Genomic DNA, 25639 nt, shown 5'->3' with positions numbered 1-25639 from the left:
AAAGTCAAAATTTTTTATTTTGGGGTATTAATCCTTAGTTAATTTTCGAAATATTATTTCGAAACTATTAAAAATGAATTACATTTGCATCTTAATTCTCGCCTGGAATAACCAAATTCAACACTAGAAGGCCTCATTTTTTAATCAGGTCGGTTAGCGAGACCTTTAATCAGACGAACGATGACGCAAACATTTTACCGATTATTTATGCCCAAGGAGGCAAATCTGAAGGATGAGGTGCTTTCCGGCCTGACGGTAGCCCTGGCGCTGGTGCCAGAGGCAGTAGCTTTTTCATTGATTGCCGGAGTGAGTCCTTTGGTGGGGCTGTATACTGCATTTATTATTGGCTTGATTACTTCCATTTTGGGAGGAAGGCCCGGGATGATCTCAGGAGCTACCGGAGCCATTGCAGTGGTGGTGGTAGCACTGATCGCACAACACGGGGTAGAGTATCTATTTGCAGCCGTGGTGTTGATGGGCCTTATCCAAATATTAGTGGGGGTATTAAAGCTGGGGAAATTAATCCGATTGGTACCCCATCCGGTGATGTTTGGATTTGTCAATGGTCTGGCGATCGTCATCGCCATGTCCCAGTTGGACCAGTTTAAAGAAGTAACCGCCGCTGGAACGCTGGAATGGATGAGTGGCACGCCGCTGTACCTAATGTTAGGGCTGGTGGTTTTAACCATGGTTATAATAAAGTTTTTACCCAAATTAACCAGGGCTGTTCCTTCAGCTTTAGTAGCTATATTGGTTGTAAGTCTTTTGGTTATTTTTGGAGGAATAGATACCCGAACGGTCGGTGACCTGGCATCCATTAGTGGTGGCTTGCCGGAATTTCACCTTCCCATGGTACCAATCAATTTGGAAACCCTACTGATCATTTTACCTTATTCGGCTATCATGGCAGGCGTGGGGTTGATTGAGAGCCTGCTGACCCTGACCCTGATAGACGAAATCACCGAAACCCGGGGACATGGCAACAAAGAATGCGTGGCCCAGGGAATTGCCAATGTAACCACCGGTTTTTTTGGGGGCATGGGGGGCTGTGCCATGATCGGTCAGTCGCTGATCAATGTCAATGCCGGCGGGCGAAACCGGATATCCGGCATCGTGGCCGCGGTAGGCCTGCTGGTATTTATCCTGTTTCTATCTACCTATATTGAGATGGTACCCATGGCTGCTCTGGTAGGGCTGATGTTTATGGTGGCCATTGGGACCTTTGAATGGGCATCCCTGCGGGTCTTCCGGAAAGTCCCCAAATCTGATGTGTTGGTGATGGTGTTGGTCACCCTGGTCACCGTCCTGCTGCATAATCTAGCGCTGGCCGTTTTGATCGGTGTGATTATCGCAGCCCTGGTATTTGCCTGGGAAAATTCCAAAATGATTCGGGCCAGAAAGTTTTTGGATGAAAATGGTGTTAAACATTACGAAATTTACGGTCCCTTGTTTTTTGGTTCTGCCATGACCTTTGGGCAGAAATTTGATCCTTTGGGAGATCCTGAGGAAATTGTAATCGATTTTAAGGAAAGTCGCATCGTGGATCACTCGGGTATTGATGCCATCCATAAGGTAACCGAGCGGTACGAGAAGCTGGGCAAGACCGTTTACATCCGACACTTAAATAACAGCAGTCGTGTATTGCTCTCCAAGGCAGAAAAGATCATCAATGTGAATTACACGGAAGACGATGCCAGTTTCAAAATCATCCTGGAACAGGAAAAATCAGTAAATAGTTGAGCCGTGAAGGGCGTTTTTTTTTGCCATTTTTTTGTAAGTAAAAAGGGCAGACATGCAAGCAGCTCCTGGTGCATCATCCCTGACGCTAGTCAGGCAAGGCCCGGGTCTCATGGTCAATGATAAGACAGGACTGATAACATCGGTCCTGTTTTTTTTTAAAATTTCCTTAAAAAATTTGGAGCTAATTTAATTAATTAGTTATTTAACCTATTCACTTGATGTGGACTGGGAATCAATCCATTAATTAACTCCTGCTAAAATGAAACGTTCCGCTTTTGTCATTGCATTATTTTGCCTTAATCTGGTTTTTTTTTCCTGCGGAGAGCCGGAAGAATCCAATGAGGAGATTCCCATTGAAACTTTCCGGGATGAAGTACAGGCCACCTCGGTGATGGTGAGTCAATCGGAAACCAAGTCGTTTGATTACCTGATCAATGCTACCGGCAAAATCGAAGCAGCCAATGAGGTAATGGTGATCGTAGAGCGGCCGGGCTACCTGATCGAGCTTCAGGTAGAGGAGGGGCAAAGGGTGCAGGCCGGACAAATTCTGGCTCGTCTGGACAAAACGGACAGTCAAATGGAATGGGAAAGGGCACAGGTGGATCTCCGGTCTTCTACCGCAGAGTACCAGAGCCGTCGCATTGCTGCAGATGTGGAAACGACGCTGATGGACTCCCTGGAGAGTTCGGAACGGGATGAGTTCTGGAAGGCATCCAGTGGTCTTTTGTCTGCACAGATTGCTGTGAGGGAGGCGGAACGGAATTTGGAAAAAACAGAAATCAAGGCACCCATCGCTGGAGCCATAGCCGATTTACAATTAAAAAAGGGAAGCCTGGTGAATGCCGGGGATGAAGTATGCCTGCTGCTCAGCACCGACCTGCTGGAGATGAAGGTGAAAGTGCTGGAATCCGATATTGCTTATATCCGCAAAGGGCAAAAGGCGGAGGTGTATCCGGTTTCGGGTTCCGGAGAGGGTATTTCCGGGACCGTTGGTAGCATCAATCCAAAAGTAGATGAAAACGGCCTGGTCCAGGTAACCCTGAGCCTTCAGCAGGGGGGAAGCCTGCTACCTGGAATGAATGCCCGGGCAATAATTCGTTCCCCACAAAACAATAGTTTGGTAGTTCCTAAAGAGGCAGTGGTATACCGATCCGGCAGGCCGGTAGTTTTTACCATCGAAAACAATGAAGCAATATGGAATTACGTGGAAGTAGGCAAGGATAACGGCAGGGAAATGGAAATTCTCGACGGTCTGCTGACCAGTCAGCCAGTGATTATCAGCAATAATGTTCAATTAGCGCATCAGGCACCGGTACAGGTGATAACGGAATAAGCCATGGTTAGATTTTTATTGGCACGCCCCATCGCCGTAGGCATGACCTTTCTGGCCCTGCTTATTTTCAGCCTTATCCTGTTCCGTACCTTGCCCATTTCCTTGTTGCCTCCGATGGATGTACCTCAGATAGTGATCAAGGTGGCCTACCCCAATACTTCTCCGGAGTCTATAGAACAAAATGTTTTACGTCCCATCCGGGAGGCCATGGTAACGCTGGATGGGCTCGAGGATATGGGAAGTAAAGCCGGATCGGAAGTGGGCAATGTAAGACTTACGTTTAGTTACGACACCCAGATGGAGTTGGCTTACATTGCGGTAAATGAAAAGATAGACCGGCTTACCAACAGCCTGCCGGAAGACCTGGAAAGGCCCCGGGTGGTACGCATCAATACCAATGACATCCCTATTGTTCGGCTACAGGTGGTGCCCAAAGAGGGAGTGGACTTTGCCGATGTATCGCTGCTCACTGAAAATGTAATAAAAAAGAGGGTAGAGCAGTTGGACGGAGTGGCACTGGTAGACATTAACGGGAGGCAGGAACGGGTGATTTCCGTCAGTCCTGACAAGCCTGTATTGGCGGGCCTGGGCATGCGGGAATCGGATGTGATTCGGGCCATTGAAGCCGGAAATAGCGAATTGCCGGGAATTAGCGTGGAGGATGGCCAATTCCGGTACTACCTTCGACTGGCGAGCAGACTGGAAACGCCGGAAGATATCCGTAACCTTCCGGTAAGGGGACCTGCGGGCAACACGGTAAACCTGGGCAAGGTGGCGGAAGTGCGTCATTCCCTGGCCAAACCCGACGGATTTCACCTGTTTCAGGAACGGGAAGGCCTGGTAGTGACGGTACATAAGCAGACTTCCGCCCGAATGAACGATATCATGCCCCTGCTTTACGAGGCAGTCCAGGGCTTTGAAGCGGATTATCCCCAGGTAGAATTCGCACTTACCCAGGATCAATCTACACTGCTGAACGCGGGAATTACCAACCTGCAAACAAGCTTGCTTTTTGGAGGGCTTTTTGCCTTCGGAATTCTCTTTGTTTTTATGGGTGATTTCCGCATGCCGATTATCATCGGCATTAGCCTGCCCTCATCGCTCATAATAAGTTTTGCCGTTTTTTATTTTGCCGGGATTTCCATCAATGTGATCTCTTTGAGCGGCCTGGCCCTTGGGTTGGGGATGCTGATAGACAATTCGATCATTGTCCTGGACAATATTAGCCGAAAGCGATCGGAAGGGATTCCGCTTTTTGAGGCTTGCATTTCCGGGGTAAATGAAGTGATGTCCGCGTTGATCAGTTCGGTGCTTACCACCCTGGCGGTGTTTGTTCCACTGGTGTTTTTAAGTGGCATATCCGGGGCCCTATTTTACGATCAGGCGGTCTCAGTTGCCGCCATTTTATCCGTTTCGCTGTTGGTGGCATTTATTGTTTTGCCCCTGCTTTATTACCTGTTTTTCAAAGGGAAGACCTATCAGCGTTCCGGAGAGGACAGCCGCTTGTTTTTGCTTTTATTGAAAGGGTATAAACGGATTTACCGATTGGTTTTTGCCTACCGCACAGGGTCTCTTTTGGTATTGCTGCTATTGATACCCCTGTTGTTGCTTACGGTGAGGCTGCTAAAGGTGGAGGGCTTGCCCCCCATCGAAAAGTATGATGTGATGGTCTCTTTGGATTGGAACGAGCCCATTAATGCCAGCCAAAATAAAGAACGGTTACTGGACATGATGGCCCTGGTGGAAGGGGAGTACCAATGGGCCGAAAGTGACCTGGGCTTACGGCAATTTCTTTTGTACGAGGGAGATAATGACATCCAGCAGGCAGATGTGTTTCTGATGTTTGAAAATGGCGAACAAAAGGAGATGATCAGTTCTCAACTGTTGCAATTTATTCGTCAACGGTTTCCCCTGGCCAGTGTAGAAATTCAGGATGCTCCCAATGCTTTTGACCAGTTATTTAGTTCTAATCGGCCTTTTTTTGAAGTGCGCTGGAAGGATCTCACCTCCAAGCAACCGGTGGCTGTAAACCAGATGGATCCCTGGCTGGAAGCCTTTCCGGTTTCCGGTTGGTCCAAGGGGCCGGGCCTTCAAAAAGGTGCCTCGGTAATATTCAGAACGGACATGAGAAAATTGGCCTTATATGGGTTGGAAGGTCAACAATTAGTAGAAAAAATTCAACAACTTTTCGGAAACTATCTCATTGCCGATATCAAACGTTTCGGAGAAATTACCCCGATTCTTCTGGCCGCTGAGACCTTGGATTTTCAGACATTATTAAAGACGAATTACATATATGGAGAAGAAGGAATTCCCTATGCCCTGGATGAATTTATTCATTTCTCCTATGACGAGCAATATAAATTTGTTACCGCCGATCGCGCTGGAATTTTTCAATCCCTGACCTATGATACCTCGCTTTCGCCACAGCAGGAACGGACTATTAGGGACTGGGCCTCCGGGAAAAATTTGGCGGTAGAATTTACCGGGCAGTATTTTCAGGATCGGGAAACGATCTGGCAGTTAGGGGGGATTTTATTGGTATCCGTGTTGCTATTGTACTTTATACTGGCCGCTCAGTTTGAAAATTTTGTACAGCCATTGATCGTCATTTTCACGCTTCCTTTGGGCATAGGTGGGGCATTTCTGTTGCTTTGGCTGAGCGGGACCTCCCTGAATGTGATGTCGGCCATTGGTTTGGTGGTCATGTTAGGAATAATGGTCAACGATGCCATTTTGAAAATCGACACCATAAACCGGCTTAGAAAACAGTATTGGCAAGCAGATGGAGGATCGGTAGAGGCATTGGAAAAAGCGTTATTCAGGGCGGGAGAAATCCGTCTGAAACCCATCGTGATGACATCGATTACCACCATTCTGGCGTTATTGCCGGTGGTATTTAGCGCAGGACTGGGAGCTGATCTGCAGCGACCATTAGTAGTGTCGGTGATTGGAGGGTTGACCATAGGTACCTTTACAGCCTTGTATTTTGTCCCGTTGGCGTACTGGTTTGTGGCGAGGAAGACGAAACTTTCCAGGTCGGTCGTTCAGTAGGCAATAGCCCCTTTTTTATTAAGCGTTAATTTGAAACCTGGGTAAATGTGGTGCTTGAGGGGTTGGAATCGACCTGGTTACGGATGTCACACAGGTTTACCATTAATCAAATAGTTAAAATCGAAATAGGTTTTTCAGTTGGGAGAAAGTCAGGTTTTTCATTAAAATTAGTATCTTTACTGCCGTAATTATAGTTTTTGGTTTAAGTGATGGATTCGATTGAATTTTTATCCCTAATAACTGTTATCCGCAAAAATTAACAAGCACATGAAAATTTTGATCACAGGAACTGCTGGATTTATCGGTATGCATTTGGCTGAAAAGCTCCTTGAAAGAGGGGATGAAGTGGTAGGACTGGACAGTATCAATGATTATTATGACATACAGCTAAAATACGACCGGTTAAGCAAAACCGGTATCGACCCGGCTGCCGTTCAGTATGGGAAAGTACAATCCAGTAATAAATACCCTGGGTATCAGTTTATTCAACTGCAATTGGAAGATAAGGAAGGGGTGATGAAATTATTTGCTGAACAGAAGTTTGACAAAGTGGTGAACCTTGCAGCTCAGGCTGGTGTCCGGTATTCGTTGACGAATCCAGATGCCTACATCCAGGCCAATATTGTTGGGTTTTTAAACATTCTGGAGGCGTGCAGGCATCATGATATAAAACATTTGGCTTACGCTTCTTCCAGTTCGGTTTACGGAACCAATACGCAAATGCCCTTTGCGACCAGTCAGAACGTGGATCACCCGGTGTCTTTATACGCTGCCTCTAAGAAATCAAACGAATTGATGGCTCATACCTATAGTCATCTTTTTGGCCTTCCGACTACAGGTCTACGGTTCTTTACCGTGTATGGGCCCTGGGGCAGACCAGATATGGCACTATTTCTGTTTACAAAAGCCATATTGGAAGACAAACCCATTCAGGTGTTTAATTACGGCGAAATGCAACGAGACTTTACCTATGTAGACGATATTGTACAAGGGGTGATTCGTGTGGTGGACAAAGTTCCCGTAGCAGATGAACATTGGGATCCTGATACAGGAGATGCGAGCAAATCCAAGGCTCCCTACACGGTTTACAATATTGGAAATTCCAGTCCGGTAAAGTTGATGGATTTTATACAGGCCATCGAAGAGTCTCTTGGGAAAGAGGCGAAAAAGGAAATGTTGCCCATTCAACCAGGAGACGTACCTGCTACCTTTGCGGATACCACTCCACTCGAAAAGGAATTGGGATATAAGCCTTCTACTTCGGTCCCCTTTGGTATCGAGCAATTTGTAAAATGGTACAGAAGTTACTATAAAGTGTAAATAAACTGTTTTTTGGTATAAAATTCGCAGTAAAAAACTAATATTATAAATTCATTATGTTTATTTTTGTGAAAACTTTCATATTATGAATATTTTTCTTTCCACGGCTACTTCTTTTTTCTTTGGTTTTTTGATGACGCCAGTCTTGATCATGATTCTAAAAAGGATCAATTTCATGGAGGCTCCTGGGGGAAGGAAGATTCATGCAGGGAGTATTCCCTCAATGGGAGGAATTGCCATCATCGTTGCCTCATTTCTGGGTTTATTTGCCTGGCTTAGTTTTGACCAGATCGTGGAAACAAGGTATTTTCTGGTGGCCCTGGGAATCATGTTTTCAGTAGGACTTCGAGATGATTTAATCGAATTGACGGCATTTCAGAAGCTAATCGGTCAATCTATTCCAGCCTTTTTTGTGATTGTAATGGCGGATATCCGGATTTCCGGCCTTTATGGTTTTTTGGGGATTTATGAAATCCCCTACATTGTCAGCGTAGCAATCACCTTTTTTGCCATTCTGGTTTTGACCAATTCGTTTAATTTAATAGATGGCGCAGACGGGCTTGCGGGCGCTCTTAGTCTGGTGACCTTAACCATTCTTGGCTTTTGGTTTTACACGGCCGATATGGTTTCCTATAGCCTTATTTCCTTTACCCTGGTAGGGGGGATACTTGCTTTCTTAGTATTCAACTGGCATCCGGCGAAAATATTTATGGGAGATACCGGGTCCCTGAGTTTGGGGTTTGCGCTTACGGTGCTGGTGATTTTATTTGTGGACAAAACCGGTACCATGGCCCCCTGGGAAGGGTTGAAATTGAACGCCCCATTTGCTGCCGGCATGGCCTTTTTGATTGTTCCCATTTATGATACGGTACGTATTTTTGTCAAACGCAGCCTGAAGGGAAAGTCTCCCTTAAAGCCTGATAAAAGCCATGTGCACCATTTTCTTATTCGAATGGGACTGAAGCATGATCAGGTGGCGTTAACATTGGGAACGGTCAAGTTACTTTTCATAGCACTCGTATTTTTTGGGTATTCACTTAGCGATCATTTTCTGTTTCCGACGCTAATTCTGGTGGCGGTAGGCCTGGGGATCTGGATGGATAAGCAAACCCTGAAAAACATCAAGAATAATTGTAAAAGGAGACCGAGTTTGTCAGAAAAACAAGGTGTCAGAAGAAAGAAGCTGCTGTCCCGACGCAAACCGGAGATCTCAAAAAGTGTATTTTCCGACAACGAAATCAATATGAACTGAAGGTCAAAAATGCTGAACTGACAGGCAGGAACGACTATTGAAATAGAAAAGCCGACTCATTGCGAGTCGGCTTTTGTATTTCTAAATCCTATAAGATTAAACATCACAAATTTCTACCCCTTGCTTTAGAGAAGCCAATTTATCGGGTCTCTTTGGGATAAATTCCTGGCCTACATAGCCCTGATATCCGGTTTCGAGAATGGCTTTCATTATGGCGGGATAATAGAGTTCCTGGCTTTCGTCTATTTCGTTTCTTCCCGGTACACCGCCGGTGTGATAATGGGAAATGTACGGGTGGTACTCCTTGATGGTGGCAATGACATCACCCTCCATAATCTGCATGTGGTAAATGTCATATAGGAGCTTGATGTTTTCGGAACCTACGGCCTTGCAAACCTCGACTCCCCAGGCGGTATGGTCAGCCTGGTAGTCTTTGTGATTTACTTTGCTGTTTAATAATTCCATGCACATGATGACCCCGTGCTTTTCAGCAACAGGCATGATTTTTTTCAATCCCATGGCACAATTTTCAATCCCTTTGGTATCCTCCAGTCCATTTCGGTTGCCGGAGAAACAAATGATCTGCTTGTAGCCTGCGGCAGCCACTTTAGGGATTACCTCTTCGTAACTTTTGATCAGTTCTTCATGCAGCTCCGGATTGTTCCAGCCCCTTTCGATGCCCAAACCCGCACCCCAGGGCATGGCACAGTCCAGCCCGTATTTTTTGAGAACCGGCCATTCTTCTGGTCCGGCCAACTCGATAGATTTTAAACCGATTTCTACCGCAGCCTTGCACAGGTCCTCGAATGCAATATCATTGTAACACCACCGGCATACGGAATGGTTGACGTTGCCCTTTAGGGCATCCGGAAGCTGTCTCTCAGCAGCCAGGAGCCGTTGGGATAGTCCCGGTGCCAGCATGCCAGCCAGGCCTACACCGGCCATTTTCTTCAATGTGCGTCTTCTTGGGTTATTTTCTTCCTGGTTCATATATAGTATTCTAATTTAAGATTGTTTCTTAAGGGACATCAGGTAGCTCACCAGATCTACCAGTTCCTGGGTACTCATTGTCTTTTCTAATCCGGCAGGCATCATCGAGTTTTCCATTTGTTCCATGCTTTTCATTTCGCTGGTTTTAATGGGTACTGTACTACCTCCCGGTAGTTTTAGGTCAATATCTGTTTCCGTCTGGCTGGCGATTATTCCTCCCAGACTGCTGCCATCTTTCATTTGAATTAGGTACCCTTCGTAGCCAAAGCTAATGCCTGCATCCGGGTGAAGAATGGATATGAATTGGGCCTCTTTAGAAAGCTTACTGCCTATTTCGGAAAGTTTGGGACCAAAGTCCATCCCCATATCGCCTACCTGGTGACACACCGCGCAATTGTTTTTAAATACTACCAATCCTTTTTCTATGCTTCCTTCCATAGCGAGGAGCTCTTTCATAGGCGGTAGTGGGTTTTCTTCACTGGCGGTAGCATCCAGATAGGTGGCCGCTTCAGCACGAACGCTTTTCCTCCAGGCACGACTTACCCCCGTAACCGCCGACGGAATTAGATTTTCCGGAAGCTTTTCATTTTCCAATAATGCCAAAACCCTGTCTTCACCGCCATAACTACCCCCTATTGCAGCGGTAGCTTCTTTGCGAACGGAAAGCGGAAGGGAGCTGTCAAATGCCATATTCTCTAACAGATCCAGTGATTCCGCACTACCGATCCCTCGCAATACAGCAAACATGGCGTGAATCTTGTCATCTTCTCCACTGTAAAGCACCTCTTGTACACTGTTCAGGCCCCCTTGCCGGAGCAATAGGGTCGCAGCGGATTTTCCAAGGGTATTGTCGCTTTCTTCCAATGCCATTTGTAGCAGCCGTGGATTTTCGGATTTAACTTCGAACTTCTGTACCAGCTCCAAATAAGCCTCGGTTCCAGCACTTTCATTCAGCGTAGTGGTAAGCACAGAGCGCACAGCCGGGGATCTGTCCAGGTATTCCGGGTCCAGGTGGGTTAACACCAGCCTGTTTATTTGTTGTCCCTCCTCCTGGTTTTCATGACGAAGTTGCTCCGCTTCTAACATTTTAATCAGCGCAGCAGACTTCCCTTCTTTATCCGGATTAAAATCAAAGGCCCTGAAATACCGCAGTCTGGTTTCTAGGGGTTCGGAAGCTTCAGAGGCCAGGCTTGCCAAATGGGGAATGGCTTTACCCGTTCTGGATCTCCAGACGATATCCTGATTTTTCTTGCTGCTAATATCCGCTCCGGATTTTTCCATCCAGGCCGAATAAAAACGATCCCACTGGCCAGTAGCCCCAATTCCCAATGCTTCCAAATACCAGCGGTCTTCCCCATCGTGTTGTTGGGCTAATGCTGCCCAAAGCTCCGGGGCTTTTGGTGAATTCATGCCTCTCAATGCGATGGCTACTTCTCTTCGTACCTGCGCATCTGAATCCTGCACCAGTGTTTCCAGGTAGGGTATTAGGTCCAGGTTATGCTGGCGGGCGGCTCGGATACCCGAAATCCGAAGATCGGGGTTTGGGTGACGAACAGCTTCCTGAATGTATTTTTCATCCAATCTCGCTAAAAGCCAAAATGCCCTGGCCTTGAAACGCGGGTTATCATGCTCGTAAAAGATGTTTTCCAGTGCCGGCCTGGCATCGGGTCCCATGGCCTCCAGGCTTTTCCATGCCTGAAAGCGCAGGGAGAGGTTGGGATTTAGCAATGCTTCTACGGCTCCATTTGGGGAGTTAATGTCCGCCTCGGGAACCTCATAGGGGGTACCTGGTGCGGAAACCCGGAAAATACGACCTCTATTCAGATCTCCCACCTGATGGCCTCCCACTCCGGGATCGTACCAGTCCGAAACCATCAGCGATCCATCGGGTGCTACGCATACGTCGGATGGCCGGAACCACTGGTCTTTGTCGCCTTCCATCAGGTTGATGATGGAGGCTTTGTAACCGGCCCCATCTTTTTCTACCGGATACGCCCGGACCACATTGGGTCCCGCATCCGTGTGGATCATCTGATTCTGAAATACTTCCGGTAGCGCATTGCCTTCGTATACCACCATGCCGGTAGGCGATCCCGCTCCGGTTTGTAGCAAATTGGGAACCACACCAGGGTCGTTTAAGTGCCAGTGTTGTAAGGGGACTTCTTTTTCCTTATTGGTGCGATTGGCTCTCCAGCCCGCTCCGGTCATTTCATCCTTGTAGCCAAAATTGCCGTATTCCATGACGTAATTGATGCGGACTCCTTTGTTTCCATCATCGTCGTTGTCGGACTGCCACATGGTGCCGTACGAGTCGAGTGCTACCTCGTAGTTGTTCCGGAAATTTTGTCCCAGTACTTCAATATTGGAAAAATCCGCATCGCAGCGAAAAACCAGTCCTTCTTTGTAATTCCCGGCATCAATAAGCTTCCCGTTGGTATCTTTCAGGGTTTGGCCGCTCTTATCCTGAATGGTCCCACCAGAATTACCAAAATTAAAATAAAATTTACCATCCGGGCCAAAAACAAACGCATGCATCCCATGGTCATGCTGCTCCCCGCCAACACCTTTAAAAATAACTTCCTTTTTATCCGCTTTATCGTCGCCATCCGTGTCGGTCAATAACCACACGTAGGGACTTTGAGAAACAATCGCCTGATGCCCCATGACCCATATTCCCAATGGGGCATTCAGTTCTGGGTCCTGGTAAAACACCGTACTTTTGTCCGCTTTTCCGTCGCCGTTGCTGTCTTCCAGGATTAAAATCCGATCCCCTTCTCCCTTGGTTTCGTTTCCAGTGATATCCGGACGGTAATTGTATGCTTCACAAACCCACACCCTTCCTTTGTGATCAATGTCAATATTGGTAGGGTTGGTGATCATTGGTTCGGAGGCAAAAAGGCTTGCTTCCAGGCTCTCGTTGACCTTGATTCCAAGAAGGGCATTCTCAGGATTTCGCTTCTCCTCTTCACTTAATTGATCGAAGGGATGAACAGCGGTCGTTTCGGATGCTTCCTCACAGGAAAAGCTGATAATCAAAAGCAATAAGAGTGATTTCAGCTGGTTTGATTGAATTATTTTGGGCATGATGTTGCAGGTATGGGCATTCATTGGTTAATTATTCGTTGAATAAACAGAAAATTCCGATATTATTCCAATTATTTAACTGTTTTTTTGACAGTTATCACTGGAGCAGGGTAAGCTTACAGGTGGTTTGGGGAGCCGGTTCTCCGGGACAAAGTAGTCTGTTCCTTTATCCTAAGGGTATATTTGTGTAGGGGTGTTTACAAAAAATACGGACGATGAGTATAAACAGAAGAAAATTTATCCAACAATCAGCCATGGCATCCAGCCTGTTGGCGATGGGCCCATTTACTAGCTATGGTAATGAAACCTTTTCTAAGGTTCGGGTAGGAATTGTTGGCGGCAGGTTCGGAGCCACTTTTCAGTTTCACGAACACCCGGACTGCATCGTAGAGGCAGTCAGTGATTTGCGGGAAGATCGGCGGAATCATTTGATGAAAACCTACGCATGTCAAAAAAGCTATCCTTCCCTGAAGCAACTGCTGACCGACCCCAAGGTAGATGCGGTTTTTTTGGCGACTCCGGCTCCCGACCATGCGGACCACATTATCGAAAGCCTTACGGCGGGGAAGCATGTACTGTGCGCAGTGCCGCTGGCCATGAACATTGAAGAATGTAACCGGGTAAAAGAGGCGGTGTTGTCCTCCGGAAAGGTTTTTATGATGGCGGAAACAACGACTTTTATGCAAGGCACCATTACCGCCAGGAAATTCTATCAGGAAGGAAAATTTGGCGAGATTTTCAGTGCGGCTGCCGAATACAATCATCCCGGGCTGGAAATCCTGTGGTTTGAAAACGGTGAACCTACCTGGAGACATGGACTACCTCCCATGCATTACCCTACGCATTGCACCGCATTTCTAATCAGCGTGACGGGTGAGCGGTTAAAAAAAGTAAGTTGCCTTGGCTGGGGTGAAGGGGATGGCTTACTGAAAGGTAACCCTTACCATAACCCATTTTGGAACGAAACGGCATTTTTCCATACGGACCGGGACCATCCTTTCCGGGTGGAAGTGAACTGGAAAGGTGCCTTGAGAAACGCCGAAAGAGGGGAGTGGCGAGGAGAGAAAATGAGTTTGTATCTACCCACCGGGCACGTAGAGGCCGGGACCATAATCAGGGAGGAAAATGAAGAAGGAAAGGACGATGCCGGTTTTGTCCATACTAAAAATAACGTAGAAGCATTCGAGTTCCCAAATTGGTGGAAAACCGATCTTTTGCCGGAACCGCTGCGACACAATAGCGGCCACGACGGGTCTCACACCTTTATCACCCACGAATTTATTCAGGCAATTCTGGAAAACAGGTCGCCCATGGTGGATATCTATGAGGCATTGGCCTACACCGTACCAGGGATTATTGCGCATCAATCAGCTTTGAACGGAGGGGAACAGCTTCTTATTCCGGATTATGACGATTGAGATTTTCCAGCCGATACAAGTAGGCAGGGATAAACTCTTCGAGGCTGCGGACAGGAGTTTGTATCCCTAAAAAAGAGGCGGCTTTTGTTAAAATGGCTTCTTTTTTCATTCCGGATTTGCGCATGGATCGGATGGCAAGGGCTCCCGCTGATTTGGATAATTTCCGCTTACCATCCAGGAGTAGGGGATGATGAAAAAAGGTAGTATTACTCAGGGGATCACCCGGCAGCAGGGAAGAAAGGTACGATTGGGCGCAAGATGACTCCCACAAATCCTGACCTCTGACAATAAAATCAATGCCGTAATGGTGATCATCGGCCAAGGAGGTTAACTGATAAGCCGGGTCACCGTCTTTTTTTTTAACGATAAAAAAGTCCATGGAATCGGGAATACGGTAGCCCTGCCTGGCTTCGGGATACTGCTTCATGGAAAGTGGACGGTCCCCGGTAGTTTTAAGTCTCCAGGCTACCCCCTGCGCTGACAAGGGGATATTTTTTGTCCGGCATTGCCCACCGTACCAGCCCTTTGGATGGCTTTCCCGGATATCTTTTCGGGAGCAGTTGCAAGCGAAAACGAGTTGATTGGAGGCAAGTTCATCCAGGAGTTGCCGGTAATGGGGCAATCGGTGAATTTGAGAATGGTTTTGTTGCAAATCAGAAAGGGACCTTGGTCCTTCGTCATAAGGGATTTCCAGAAAATCCAGTGTATCGAAAATATCCTGGACGTATTCTGCCCTCATTCTCTTTAGATCCAAATCGTCAATCCGGAGTAGGATTTTTGCCTGGTGTTTTTTCGCCAAACTGACGGTGATGAGGAAAGAAACCACGTTTCCCAGGTGTAGCAATCCACTTGGCGTAGGAGCAAGTCTGGTTTTCCGGAGATACATTTTGAATTAGAGGTCGTCTGGTTCAGATTCCGGAAGTGGGGCTGGGATAAAACGCGCAAAGAGTTCTTCCTTGTACCATCCTTCTTTTTTTACTTTTTGAATGATTTCCCGATGATCCGACTGGTACGCAAAGGCTTCCATTTTTTGCTGGCTTTTCCAATAGCTAAAGGTAGCCTGTTCTATAGCCGGCCATTCTCCAATGCCTTTGGTGAAAAGCAAGCCGTCGGCACCTTCCGCTGATCGACTGCTTTTGGGCACAAAGGATAGAAACCGTAGGATTTTATGGAATTTTACGCGGGCTCTGGTGATGACCATCACGGGTCCCTCGGTCTTCACTTCTCTTACGGCGAAGGGTTGCATTCCATTCCAGCTCCCATGAGCCTGTATGCAGTGCATCCAATAGGTGAAATTACTTTTGCATTGCTGGTTAAACCGCTGGTATATGTCAGACTCCGTATAGTTTTTGGCAAAGGCTGCGCTCTTCCATACCAACAACAAGGCATAGGTTTTGAAATCCGGGCGAAGGGAAAACCCAAATCCACCGCCTGTGCCCATGAGTTTATAAAATTTAAGCCCGGAGGTCTGTTTTAGTGGTGCCATTGCCAATTGCATTTGATTAAAGGCCCACCAGCGATTCCACCTGGGATATTCAAAAAAAGTCAAAGATACGATTTCTTGGTTATCACTCATTGCTACAAATATAAACATCAGGATGAATTTATCCTTTCATTGCTGGCAAAGTCAACCGAATGAACAACCCTTCCCCTTCTAAAAATCAATCGAAAACCTTTTTTATGATCACCCGGATTAATAGGATGGCCAGGGCGATGGTGGTTCCTGCAATAACGAATTCCATAAGTAATTAAATTTTAGGTGGCTAAGAAGTAATGATGGAAAACCAACAAAAAATGAAAGTGGACGGGTATTCCTTTCCAAATCAAACCTTGTTAACAAAAGAAACCGGATTGGGGGGAATAAAGTTTTATTTCCAGGCTACAAAAAGATACGGGAATGACCACAAAAACCTACCGCTTCTACCTTACCTTTGCAGGCTGTTGAGCAACTATGGTAAAATTAAAAACGAGACGACTTTCTGCCGGGGCATTCTTTTTTCTGACAGGCTTGTGTTTTTCTTCCTGGGCATCGCGTATACCGGATTTTCAGGATAAATTTCAACTAAGCGAAGGGCAGTTGGGCTCGGTTTTATTGGGCCTGCCACTTGGATCTTTATTGGCGCTACCCTTAGCTGCCTGGGCCGTGTTTCGGTTTGGGAGCAAGTGGGTGATTTTGGCAGGGATGTCCTTTTACATATTGTTTCTGGTGGGAATAGGCTTTTCTCCGGATGCGGTTATTCTCGCCCTGATGGTATTTATTTTTGGTATGATGGGGAATATGATGAATATTTCCTTAAACACCCAAGCCCTCGGAATTGAAAAGGATTATGGTAGAAATATTTTGAGTTCCTTTCACGGCTTATGGAGTCTGGCAGGCTTTATCGGGGCAGGAATAGGGGCTTTGATGGTGTATTTTGACCTTAGTCCGAGGGACCATTACCTGATTATTCTCTTGCTGGGAGCAGGTATGCTGTTTTATTTTGAAAAGGGGATCCTCCCAGATGGAGGTAAAAAAGAAACTGGCGGAGGTGGATTCGTCTGGAAGAAACCTAACAGGACGCTAGCCAACCTGGGTATGGTGGGGTTCTGTGGAATGATGTGTGAAGGCTGCATGTTTGACTGGTCGGGTGTGTACATGGCAAAGGAAGTGGGCGCTTCGGCGGCCTGGGTACCCAGCGGTTATGTGGCCTACATGGGAGCCATGGCACTGGGTCGGTTTTTGGCTGATAAATTTGCCAACCGGTTTGGTAAAACGATGGTATTGCAAGTATCAGGCCTTCTGGTTTTTTCAGGATTACTATTATCCGTACTTTTCCCCTCTATTTGGGTAGTGATACCGTCTTTTATGATGGTGGGTTTTGGAGCAGCCGCCGTGGTTCCACTTACCTATAGTCTCGCAGGGAATGCTTCTGGCTATGCTCCCGGATTGGCGATTGCCATGGTGTCCACCATCTCTTACTTCGGGTTCCTGCTGGGACCACCGCTCATCGGTTTCGTAGCGGAATTGATTGGATTGAAAGGGTCCTTTGCATTGATGGCCCTGGTAGGGCTGATGATCCCTTTTTGGGTAAGGGTGGGAAGACAAGATTTTGCCCAGGCAAAGCCCTGATGGAATATCGAAGTCGGTTTACATTCCACTTTATTGGTTTTCAAAATTTTTTCCTTATTTTTACCAAAATTTAATACCATACCAAATTGGTAGGTTTTATAGAATTAATAGAGAGGCAACATGCAGGAATCACTGGTTTCAAAAAAAGTATATTCGAAAGAAGAGATTAAGGAGTTGAACGCCCGGTACCGAAACTTAAGCGTAAATGAGCGGGTACTTCAGCTTTACGAGGATTTTGACGAAAAGGAGGTCATGCTGACCAGTTCTTTTGCCGCTACTTCCGCTTTGCTCCTGAGTGTTTTTTCCAAATGCAATCCCAAGCAAAAAATATACTTTATTGATACCGGGTATCATTTTCCAGAAACCCTGGAATACAAGAAAAAACTCACCGAGCTCTACGGGTTGAATGTTGCCTCTGTCAGTGCGGGAAGAGAAGATCACGAATATACGACCACTAACCAAACCTGGAAAACGGATCCCGAACTGTGTTGCTCCATCAACAAGGTAAAGCCGCTGGAGTTAATCAAAAGCCGGTTTTCCGTATGGGTTTCTGGATTGATGAGCTGGCAAAGTGACCACCGGGCTACGCTGGATATTTTTGAAGAGAGGGGCGGGATACTCAAATTCTATCCGCTTTTGGATGTGACGGAAGAGGAAAGGGATCAGTATATTAAGGAGCATCAATTGCCCTTTCACCCCTTAATCGCGTTTGGATACCATTCCATCGGTTGCAAGCATTGTACGGTGCCGGGAGAAGATAGGAGTGGAAGGTGGAATAATAGTCCGAAGACCGAATGCGGGTTACACCTTTAATCGGAGGAGGTTTTTAGGCTCCGTCCCTGTAAATTAAACGTTCATTTGACACAAAACCCATCCGATTGTTGGATGGGTTTTTCTTTTTCTATATTTTTCGTCCGCAAAAAACGTAAACCTAATGAAAGGAACTTCTATTTTATTCGTTGTATTGCTGATCGCATTGGCATGTAAACCCGAAAAAAAGGTCGAAATCATCGAATCGAGTACTTCTCCTTCCCTGGACTCGCTTAGCCAGGCCTTGGGCTGGCCGGATGAGTTGGCAGTGCAGGCATTTTCCGGTCCGGATTTGACCCCAAGCCCCGCTTGTCTGGCCGTTTCTCCTTATGGAGAAGTGTACGTTGGGGTAGATGCCATCGGGTCCTTGGGTAAAACGCCTGGGAAAGGAAGGATTGTCAAACTCATAGATAAGGACAACGATGGTAAGGCGGACGAACATACCGTTTTTGCCGAAGTGGACAATCCGCGTGGAATTATTCCGCTGGGTGATAAGCTTTATGTGTTGCACACGGTTTTTTCGCTGGAAGACAGCCTGGCCACGGGGATGGACCTGGTGGTTTTCGAGGATGCAAATGGAGACGGCGTTGCCGATGGTCCCTCTAAGCCGCTGATTCAGCATATCAGTTCGCCCAAGTTTCTTCAAGGAAGGGGTACGGATCATGCGACGAACGGCATTCGCCTGGGAATTGACGGCTGGATCTACATAGCGGTAGGGGATTTTGGATTTCATGGTGCAGTGGACCGGGAGGGGACGGAGATGACCATGCTTGGCGGTGGCATTTTGAGAGTCCGGCCCGATGGTACCGAAATGGAAGTGTATACCCATGGCTTGAGGAATATCTACGATGTGGCCATCGACCCCTATATGAATATGTTTACCAGGGGAAATACCAATGATGGAGGGGGCTGGAACATTCGGTTTATCCATCAGATTCAAACCGGCGAGTACGGATACCCGGTTTTATTCAAAAACTTCACCGAAGAGATTATCCCCGCCCTGGTGGATGTAGGAGGAGGATCGGGTACCGGAGCACTGTTTATCGATGACAACCGCTGGCCGGAGAAGTATAATAAGGTGCCGATGATGGCGGACTGGGGAAGAAACCAACTGTACATTCACCGGGTGACCGCCGATGGCCCTTCCTATACCCAAGAGGAAGAGGAGTTTTTTAAACTGCCTCAAATCACCGATCTGGACATAGACGGAACCGGACGAATGTTTATGGCCGCATGGGATGGCGCGGGGTATTCCGGTAATGACGAGAAGGGATTTGTGGTACGTGTAGTACCCAACGTCTGGGAATACAGCGAAATGCCCGATCTGAATGCGGCCGATATAGATGACCTGGTCGATTTATTGAAAGAAGAAAGTGCTACCATCCGACTGTATGCGCAGCAGGAGTTGGTTAGCAGGGGGAGTTCAGAGGCAGCAGATGAAGCGTTAGATTTAGCGAAAAGCTCAGGGGAACCGCTTTATGCGCGGGTAGCCGCCATGTATGCATTTTCGCAGCTAAGAGGTGCAGAAGGCGTAGCAGAGATGATGGCGTTGATGGATGATGCCGAAATGAAGGAGCATGCCATCCGGGCGATTACCGATCGGGCTGCCCATTTGGAAAACCTCTCCACCGGACCTTTTGTAGAAGCGATGAATGATCCGTCTCCCAGGGTACGGGCGGCTGCGATCATTGCCTTGGGAAGGATTGGAAATAAGGAAGCGATTCCTCATTTATTGGAAGTAGAGGTTCCCAATTCATTCCAGGCTCCCGAATTGGGAGAGGAGGGACCCCATGCCAGCCCGAATTCGGAAATTATCCTACCTCATTTGGCTGTCAGGGCATTGGTAGACCTGGAGGCTGACAAAGAAATATTGGAAGAAGTGGGATCTGGAAATTCAGACCTGGCACTTTGGACCTTGCGTTACATGCATACCCCTGCTGCCGTATCCGGATTAATTTCCAGGTATAATGGTTCAGGGACGGAAAGTGTGGAATTAATGCGGAGCATTCTCGCTACCCTTGCCCGGTTGTATACCAAGGAGGCTCCCTACGACGGCTCCTGGTGGTGGGGAACCCGTCCGGATACCCATGGACCTTACTATAAATCGGTGTTGTGGTCGGCTTCACCTGAGATCAAAGCGTTATTTCAACAGCTGTGGGATACCGGAAGTAGAAGTGACAAGGACTACATTGCCATGCTGAATCAAAAAAACCGGATGGGCATCCTTGAATTTGGAGGGGACTATTCGGTGACGGAGGTGTTGGAAGAACCGGAAGTAGATCTGGAAGAAATCAAAAACCAGCAAGGGCAGATTGGAGAATCCTCCATAGAAGATATTTTATTGGCCATGCAGGAGATAGCCGGAGAGGCCGTTAAGGGCAAAGCTATTTTCGAGCAACAGGGCTGCAAAGCTTGCCATAGCGTAGAAGCCGGGGAGCAGATGAAAGGGCCTTTTATGGGGCAGATAGGAAGCATCATGACCCGGGAACAAATAGCAGAATCCATACTCAAGCCGAACGCATCCATTTCTCAGGGATTTGCTACGGTGATGATCCAAACCAAAGATGATAAATCTTACGTGGGGTTTGTCACGGAAGAAAGTGCAGACCGGATCGTTATTCGCAACATTGCCGGACAGGCGTTTACCCTTGCTGCCGATAATGTAAAGGAGCGTACGGAAATGGAGAATTCCATGATGCCCGCCGGATTGGCCAACTCCCTTTCTTATGAGGAGTTTGCATCGCTGATTACCTACCTCTCGGAACAGAAATAACGATTTCCATCTATTACAATAATATTAACCAATAAAAGGCCTGCTTGGAAACAAGCGGGCCTTTTATTTGCCTCTAGTGGCTCAATCTTTTTTTAATTTTACTAAACCATGACGGACCGTTTTCTGACTCTTGTTTATTATTAAAATGATCGTCCCCGATCAGAAGGGCGAGCGGCTGAAGGGGGAGGTAACTTTCACAAATTACTTTTAACATTGCCGCAAAGGGAAGAAACAATACCATTCCCGCTACTCCCCATACCGAGGCACCCACGATGAGACTGAGTATGGCGGCAAAGGCATTTACGTTTACACTGTTGCCGACAATTTTGGGACTCAAAAAATTACTTTCGATCACCTGTATAAGCCAAAACATCCCTGCCACCGCCAAGGGTACCCAAAGCTCATCCGAGGATATGAAACCGTAAAGAACCGGAATACTGGCCCCAATGGTGGTCCCGATATAGGGAATAATAGAGAGGGTCGCAGCCAGAAAGCCAAATAAGATGGGATTGTCCAATCCAATGATCCATAAGCCGGTACTATTGGCCAGCCCGAGGATTAGAATCAGCGTCAGCATGCCGGAAAGGTATTTCTGTCCTACCAGTTGGATTTTTTTCAGCATTTTTAGGTACTGGTTTTCATTTTCTTCCGATGCAAATTTTTTGAAGGCACTGACCAGGCTCTTTTTGTAAATCAGAAACAGGAAGGTGTAGATAATCATGGTGAAAATACCTGTCAGAAAACTGGCGGTGTTGCTGAAGGTTTTTCCCAATAATCCGGCGGCTCCTTCTTTTATCCAGGTTTTTCCATCTTCCAGAAGCTGATCTTTATCGAAATTGCCCAGAAAGCTGAGGTTTTCATTGACGAATACCACTGAATCGGTAAATATAATCATCAGTTTGTCACCGAAATCGGTCAATTGATCTGAAAGTGAGAGGATTTCGGCGGAAAAAAATGTCAACACACCAATGATAACCAGAAAAAACCCCAGCAATACGGTAAAGGCGGCACCAATATTCCCAAATTTTACTTGTAACCTTTTGTGTAGAGGATGTAAAATAAAGGAAAGAAGCAGGGCCAAACTCAAGGGAATGAGAATGGATTTGGCGATGACCATGATGGCGATGACCAAAGCAGCGAAGGCCAGTGTGAAAAACAAATCTCGAAAGGATAATTGCATAGGGCTAAGTTGAAAATGGCAGTTTTCGAATGATTAATGGACTGCGTTAACGCTTAAGAAGAGAAACGCGTAGTCCGGTAGATCGAGTTATTTCTTAACAGAAATCAGAAGATGCGTTTTGTCGGTTGTCACTTTATTCGTTAGCAGCTGAAATTTTATCAAAAGATAAAGAAAAATTATTGGAATTTATTATCGTTACGGGCAACTGTCGGTCAAAAAACCTTTTCCATGTTGTCCTTTTTTTAGCGAGCTGTAATTTGATAAAAGGCTATTTTTTTCTGTTTGGTGCGGATTATTTTCGGTTAAGGATTAAAATAATGCAAACATGTGTATCTTTAAATTTTTAAAGCATTTTTGGCCATGCTCTTCAATTCTTTTCTATTCCTTTTCGTTTTTTTACCAATTGTTCTTTTAGGATTCTACGGATTAGGTTCAAAAACAAAGCCTTCTGCCGTCGTAGGTTGGTTGTTTCTAAGTTCGCTCGTATTTTATGGTTGGTGGAAGCCTATGTATTTGATTCTCATTGGGATCTCCATCGGTTTCAATTTTTTTATCAGCAAGCCGGTAGCGAGCGGGAAAAGGCGGTTTTTAGTGGCCGGTATAGCGGTTAATCTCCTGATCCTATTTTTTTACAAATACGCGGATTTCGTGATATTTAATGTCAATGTGATTTCCGGAGAATCCTTTTCTTACCTTGATTGGGCACTGCCATTAGGAATTTCTTTTTATACTTTTCAGCAAATAGCCTATTTGGTGGATTCTTATAAAGGGATCGCAGCCAAAACCAATTTCTTTTCCTACGGATTATTCGTTTCATTTTTCCCTCAACTTATTGCGGGTCCCATCGTGCATCACAAAGAAATGATGCCTCAGTTCAGGAATCCGTTACTAACCCAAATCAATTACCAGAATCTCTCCAGGGGTTTTTTTATTTTAATGATGGGGCTGGCCAAAAAAATCATTTTGGCAGATACCTTTGGGGTAATCGCAAATAATGGGTATGCCCATATTGAATCGCTGGGAAGCCAGGAAGCCTGGATCACTTCCCTGGCCTATTCCCTGCAATTGTATTTTGATTTTAGTGGCTATTCCTCCATGGCCATAGGACTCGGGCTGCTTTTAAATATTCAGCTGCCTCAGAACTTCAATTCCCCATACCGATCAGCTACCATTCAGGAATTCTGGAGGAATTGGCACATCACCCTCAGCCGCTTTTTGCGGGATTACATATACATCCCGTTGGGTGGAAATAAAATAAGTCCGGGAAGAACGAATGTCAATTTGATGATAACCTTTCTCCTTGGCGGGATCTGGCACGGAGCCGGATGGACCTTTATTATCTGGGGTATGCTACACGGCTCGGCCCTGGTGGTTCATCGGCAATGGAAGAAAACGGGACTGGCGATACCAAGAATCCCCGCCATTCTGGTTACCTTTTTATTTGTAAACATTACCTGGGTCTTTTTTAGGGCTGAAAATCTTCAGGATGCCAACAACCTTCTTATGGCCATGTTCCATTTTACAAAAGCCGCTCCGCCGGATTTTCACCTGGTCAGTAATCTTTATAATGCTCCCATCTGGGCCGCCGGGGTGTTGCTTCTTTTTTTGCCCAACGATATGCAACTTGGCAGCCGGATTCAACCAACCCTCAAATACGGGTTGATGACCGTCTTTTTATTCGTCCTAAACCTGATATTCCTGAATTCGATTGTTCAAAATGATTTTCTATATTTCGATTTCTAGTGATCTATGAATAGGGAATTTAATCGATATTTTAAACGTGTCCTTTCCACTTGCTTTTTAGCCGCAATTGGCTTGGTCCTATTGAATACCTGGCTGGATGTTTTTGGCGTTTTTGGGATAGCGAAAAACACCCGCGTGTACGGGGAAGAGCGGGTATCCAAATACCTGATGACGTTCCGATACCTTCCGGAAAATTTCGAAGGCATTATTCTGGGGCCCTCGCTGTCGGCAAATATCAACCCGGAGCCCATCAAAGAGATTCGCTATTTCAATGCCAGCCTGATGGGTGCCAGGATTCAAACGATGATCCCCCTACTTGAAAACGTGCTGGCATCGGAGCATCAAATGAAGCGAGCCTGGGTATGTATCCATCCCTACATGACCCAAAGCAATGAAAAAGAAGCCAGCCAGATAATGACTCCCAGCGCCTATTGGACAGCCTTTGGGTCCATTCATCTGCTCCGCGTATATGGGTTTGCCTTGATTAGGTGGATGAATTTGGCTCCCCACAAATACCCGTCGGAGCAATACCTGGAGAATGGAACCAATAAATTTGAGCCGCTATTCAGGGTGCCCGATGTAGCTGCTAAGATTGAAGAGGAGAAAGCCCTGCTTCATTCGGAAGATTTTGAGATTACGCCTATTTCGGAAGCTTCATTAAAGGAACTGTGGCGATTGTTGGAGGCTAACCAAATACAGACCACCGTTTATTTTCATCCGGTTCCCTTGCCCATCTATGAGGCTCACAAGGGATCGTTTTCGCACTATTGGGAGCAGGTAAAATCGACCTATTCCGGAAAGAGTCCCCTGATCACTTTTAAAAATTTTAACCGTAGTGATTTCTCCTTTTTTACCGGAGACCTTTCCAATTACATCGATCACGGTCACCTGAGTGAGAAAGGCCAACAATTACTATTAAAAGAATTGACAAGGGAATAAGATTTTTATAACATGGCTCAATGATTGTGTGTTTAAAATAAAAAAACGAGGCATGCTAACTGCCCATCGTAAATTTTTAAAAGAATAATGAAAATAGGCCGAATGAGTATTTTAAAGATAGTGTACGTTTTATTGGTAACCATTTTGATGGTCGGTTGTACGGCAGCCGAGGTGAACCGCTTTATCCAAGGGGCTACTGAAGCCAGCCTGACCGAGCAGGATGTGGGAAATGGCTTGAAAGAAGCCCTTGTCAAGGGCATTTCTACCGGGGCAGATCAGGCATCTCGTGAGGATGGGTTTTTCAAAAATGAACTCATACGCATCGCTTTGCCGGAGGATGTGCAGCGGGTGGAGGCCACCCTACGGAGGATTGGCCTGGGCACGGAAGTAGACCGGGTACTTTTGACCATTAACCGGGGGGCAGAAAATGCCGCCAATGAAGCAAAGCCCATCTTTATTGAGGCCATCCGGCAGCTTACCGTGCAGGATGCCTGGAATATTCTGAGGGGCGAGGACGATGCGGCCACGCAATACCTGCAAGGGCAAACCACCGAAAAACTAACCGAACTGTTTGAACCCCATATTCAAAAATCGCTGGAGCAGGTAGGTGCCACGCGGTATTACGGGGATTTGGTCAGTTCGTATAATAATTTTCCCACCACCTCCCGTAAGCTGGACCCTGACCTGAAAGCCTATGTGACCGACAGGGCCATTTCCGGATTGTTTACCTTGATAGCGCAGGAAGAGAAAGCCATTCGTGAAAACCCGGCCGAAAGGACCACGGCGTTATTACGTAGGGTTTTTGCTGCGCAGGATAATTGATTTTTCGTTTTTAGGACACTGAAACAGTTGTCAATCAATAAAAATTGTACTAAAAATTTGGAGTAAATTATT

Annotated in this window: 17 protein-coding genes; 12 read left to right on the top strand and 5 right to left on the bottom strand. The window is 46.4% G+C overall.

Annotation, left to right across the window (positions count from 1 at the left end; translation table 11 throughout):
• Positions 1–180: 180 nt before the first annotated feature.
• From GJQ68_RS14315 to GJQ68_RS14295, 5 genes are all read left to right on the top strand, one after another.
• The gene (locus GJQ68_RS14315) at positions 181–1740 is read left to right on the top strand and encodes a SulP family inorganic anion transporter (protein WP_162417934.1); all 1560 of its coding nucleotides are present in this window, start codon (positions 181–183) and stop codon (positions 1738–1740) included.
• 259 nt (positions 1741–1999) lie between these two features.
• Positions 2000–3073, top strand: coding sequence for an efflux RND transporter periplasmic adaptor subunit (locus GJQ68_RS14310; RefSeq protein ID WP_162417933.1), 1074 nt, complete (start codon positions 2000–2002; stop codon positions 3071–3073).
• Between the two features lie 3 nt (positions 3074–3076).
• Positions 3077–6127, top strand: coding sequence for an efflux RND transporter permease subunit (locus tag GJQ68_RS14305; protein WP_162417932.1), 3051 nt, complete (start codon positions 3077–3079; stop codon positions 6125–6127).
• Between the two features lie 267 nt (positions 6128–6394).
• Positions 6395–7447, top strand: a complete 1053-nt coding sequence (locus GJQ68_RS14300) for an NAD-dependent epimerase (RefSeq protein ID WP_162417931.1) — start codon at positions 6395–6397, stop codon at positions 7445–7447.
• 85 nt (positions 7448–7532) lie between these two features.
• Complete coding sequence (locus GJQ68_RS14295; RefSeq protein ID WP_162417930.1) at positions 7533–8699, top strand: glycosyltransferase family 4 protein; 1167 nt, start codon at positions 7533–7535, stop codon at positions 8697–8699.
• 96 nt (positions 8700–8795) lie between these two features.
• On the opposite strand, the gene GJQ68_RS14290 is transcribed toward GJQ68_RS14295, so the two are convergent.
• Both GJQ68_RS14290 and GJQ68_RS14285 read right to left on the bottom strand, forming a co-directional pair.
• Positions 8796–9689 (bottom strand): hydroxypyruvate isomerase family protein, encoded by an 894-nt coding sequence (locus GJQ68_RS14290; protein ID WP_162417929.1) that lies wholly within the window; start codon positions 9687–9689, stop codon positions 8796–8798.
• 15 nt (positions 9690–9704) lie between these two features.
• The gene (locus tag GJQ68_RS14285) at positions 9705–12773 is read right to left on the bottom strand and encodes a PVC-type heme-binding CxxCH protein (protein ID WP_162417928.1); all 3069 of its coding nucleotides are present in this window, start codon (positions 12771–12773) and stop codon (positions 9705–9707) included.
• Positions 12774–12988: 215 nt separating this feature from the next.
• Here GJQ68_RS14285 and GJQ68_RS14280 point away from each other — a divergent pair, with 215 nt between their 5' ends.
• Complete coding sequence (locus tag GJQ68_RS14280; protein WP_162417927.1) at positions 12989–14191, top strand: Gfo/Idh/MocA family protein; 1203 nt, start codon at positions 12989–12991, stop codon at positions 14189–14191.
• On the opposite strand, the gene GJQ68_RS14275 is transcribed toward GJQ68_RS14280, so the two are convergent.
• Positions 14169–15077, bottom strand: a complete 909-nt coding sequence (locus GJQ68_RS14275) for a glutamate--tRNA ligase family protein (protein ID WP_162417926.1) — start codon at positions 15075–15077, stop codon at positions 14169–14171. The genes GJQ68_RS14280 and GJQ68_RS14275 overlap by 23 nt on opposite strands.
• 6 nt (positions 15078–15083) lie before the next feature.
• Positions 15084–15767 carry a spheroidene monooxygenase gene (locus GJQ68_RS14270; RefSeq protein ID WP_162417925.1) on the bottom strand — a complete coding sequence of 228 codons (684 nt, stop codon included), beginning with the start codon at positions 15765–15767 and terminating at the stop codon, positions 15084–15086.
• A 375-nt stretch (positions 15768–16142) separates the two neighbouring features.
• Here GJQ68_RS14270 and GJQ68_RS14265 point away from each other — a divergent pair, with 375 nt between their 5' ends.
• From GJQ68_RS14265 to GJQ68_RS14255, 3 genes are all read left to right on the top strand, one after another.
• On the top strand, positions 16143–17300 hold the full coding sequence (locus GJQ68_RS14265) for an MFS transporter (RefSeq protein WP_162417924.1): 1158 nt from the start codon (positions 16143–16145) through the stop codon (positions 17298–17300).
• A gap of 120 nt (positions 17301–17420) precedes the next feature.
• Positions 17421–18113, top strand: coding sequence for a phosphoadenylyl-sulfate reductase (locus tag GJQ68_RS14260; protein ID WP_162417923.1), 693 nt, complete (start codon positions 17421–17423; stop codon positions 18111–18113).
• Positions 18114–18234: 121 nt separating this feature from the next.
• Positions 18235–20883 carry a DUF7133 domain-containing protein gene (locus GJQ68_RS14255; protein WP_162417922.1) on the top strand — a complete coding sequence of 883 codons (2649 nt, stop codon included), beginning with the start codon at positions 18235–18237 and terminating at the stop codon, positions 20881–20883.
• Positions 20884–20956: 73 nt separating this feature from the next.
• Here the strand turns inward: GJQ68_RS14255 and GJQ68_RS14250 are convergent, their stop codons facing one another.
• Positions 20957–22063: an AI-2E family transporter gene (locus GJQ68_RS14250; protein ID WP_162417921.1), complete on the bottom strand. Its 1107-nt coding sequence runs from the start codon at positions 22061–22063 to the stop codon at positions 20957–20959.
• Positions 22064–22570: 507 nt separating this feature from the next.
• Between GJQ68_RS14250 and GJQ68_RS14245 the strand changes: the two genes are divergently transcribed.
• From GJQ68_RS14245 to GJQ68_RS14235, 3 genes are all read left to right on the top strand, one after another.
• A complete protein-coding gene (locus tag GJQ68_RS14245; protein ID WP_235941553.1) occupies positions 22571–23806 on the top strand; it encodes an MBOAT family O-acyltransferase in 1236 nt (411 codons plus the stop codon).
• 72 nt (positions 23807–23878) lie between these two features.
• Complete coding sequence (locus GJQ68_RS14240; RefSeq protein WP_162417919.1) at positions 23879–24745, top strand: hypothetical protein; 867 nt, start codon at positions 23879–23881, stop codon at positions 24743–24745.
• A gap of 102 nt (positions 24746–24847) precedes the next feature.
• Complete coding sequence (locus GJQ68_RS14235; RefSeq protein ID WP_162417918.1) at positions 24848–25567, top strand: DUF4197 domain-containing protein; 720 nt, start codon at positions 24848–24850, stop codon at positions 25565–25567.
• Positions 25568–25639 lie beyond the last annotated feature (72 nt).

The sequence above is a fragment of the Cyclobacterium roseum genome (assembly GCF_010119225.1).
In the GTDB taxonomy this organism is placed as follows: domain Bacteria; phylum Bacteroidota; class Bacteroidia; order Cytophagales; family Cyclobacteriaceae; genus Cyclobacterium; species Cyclobacterium roseum.
This window is presented reverse-complemented; position numbering and strand designations above follow the sequence as displayed.

What these genes read in the sequence shown, in the direction of transcription:
- GJQ68_RS14315 (WP_162417934.1), top strand. Translation starts at nt 181, where the DNA reads ATGACGCAAACATTTTACCGATTATTTATGCCCAAGGAGGCAAATCTG.
- GJQ68_RS14310 (WP_162417933.1), top strand. Translation starts at nt 2,000, where the DNA reads ATGAAACGTTCCGCTTTTGTCATTGCATTATTTTGCCTTAATCTGGTT.
- GJQ68_RS14305 (WP_162417932.1), top strand. Translation starts at nt 3,077, where the DNA reads ATGGTTAGATTTTTATTGGCACGCCCCATCGCCGTAGGCATGACCTTT.
- GJQ68_RS14300 (WP_162417931.1), top strand. Translation starts at nt 6,395, where the DNA reads ATGAAAATTTTGATCACAGGAACTGCTGGATTTATCGGTATGCATTTG.
- GJQ68_RS14295 (WP_162417930.1), top strand. Translation starts at nt 7,533, where the DNA reads ATGAATATTTTTCTTTCCACGGCTACTTCTTTTTTCTTTGGTTTTTTG.
- GJQ68_RS14290 (WP_162417929.1), bottom strand. Translation starts at nt 9,689, where the DNA reads ATGAACCAGGAAGAAAATAACCCAAGAAGACGCACATTGAAGAAAATG.
- GJQ68_RS14285 (WP_162417928.1), bottom strand. Translation starts at nt 12,773, where the DNA reads ATGCCCAAAATAATTCAATCAAACCAGCTGAAATCACTCTTATTGCTT.
- GJQ68_RS14280 (WP_162417927.1), top strand. Translation starts at nt 12,989, where the DNA reads ATGAGTATAAACAGAAGAAAATTTATCCAACAATCAGCCATGGCATCC.
- GJQ68_RS14275 (WP_162417926.1), bottom strand. Translation starts at nt 15,077, where the DNA reads ATGTATCTCCGGAAAACCAGACTTGCTCCTACGCCAAGTGGATTGCTA.
- GJQ68_RS14270 (WP_162417925.1), bottom strand. Translation starts at nt 15,767, where the DNA reads ATGAGTGATAACCAAGAAATCGTATCTTTGACTTTTTTTGAATATCCC.
- GJQ68_RS14265 (WP_162417924.1), top strand. Translation starts at nt 16,143, where the DNA reads ATGGTAAAATTAAAAACGAGACGACTTTCTGCCGGGGCATTCTTTTTT.
- GJQ68_RS14260 (WP_162417923.1), top strand. Translation starts at nt 17,421, where the DNA reads ATGCAGGAATCACTGGTTTCAAAAAAAGTATATTCGAAAGAAGAGATT.
- GJQ68_RS14255 (WP_162417922.1), top strand. Translation starts at nt 18,235, where the DNA reads ATGAAAGGAACTTCTATTTTATTCGTTGTATTGCTGATCGCATTGGCA.
- GJQ68_RS14250 (WP_162417921.1), bottom strand. Translation starts at nt 22,063, where the DNA reads ATGCAATTATCCTTTCGAGATTTGTTTTTCACACTGGCCTTCGCTGCT.
- GJQ68_RS14245 (WP_235941553.1), top strand. Translation starts at nt 22,571, where the DNA reads ATGTATTTGATTCTCATTGGGATCTCCATCGGTTTCAATTTTTTTATC.
- GJQ68_RS14235 (WP_162417918.1), top strand. Translation starts at nt 24,848, where the DNA reads ATGAGTATTTTAAAGATAGTGTACGTTTTATTGGTAACCATTTTGATG.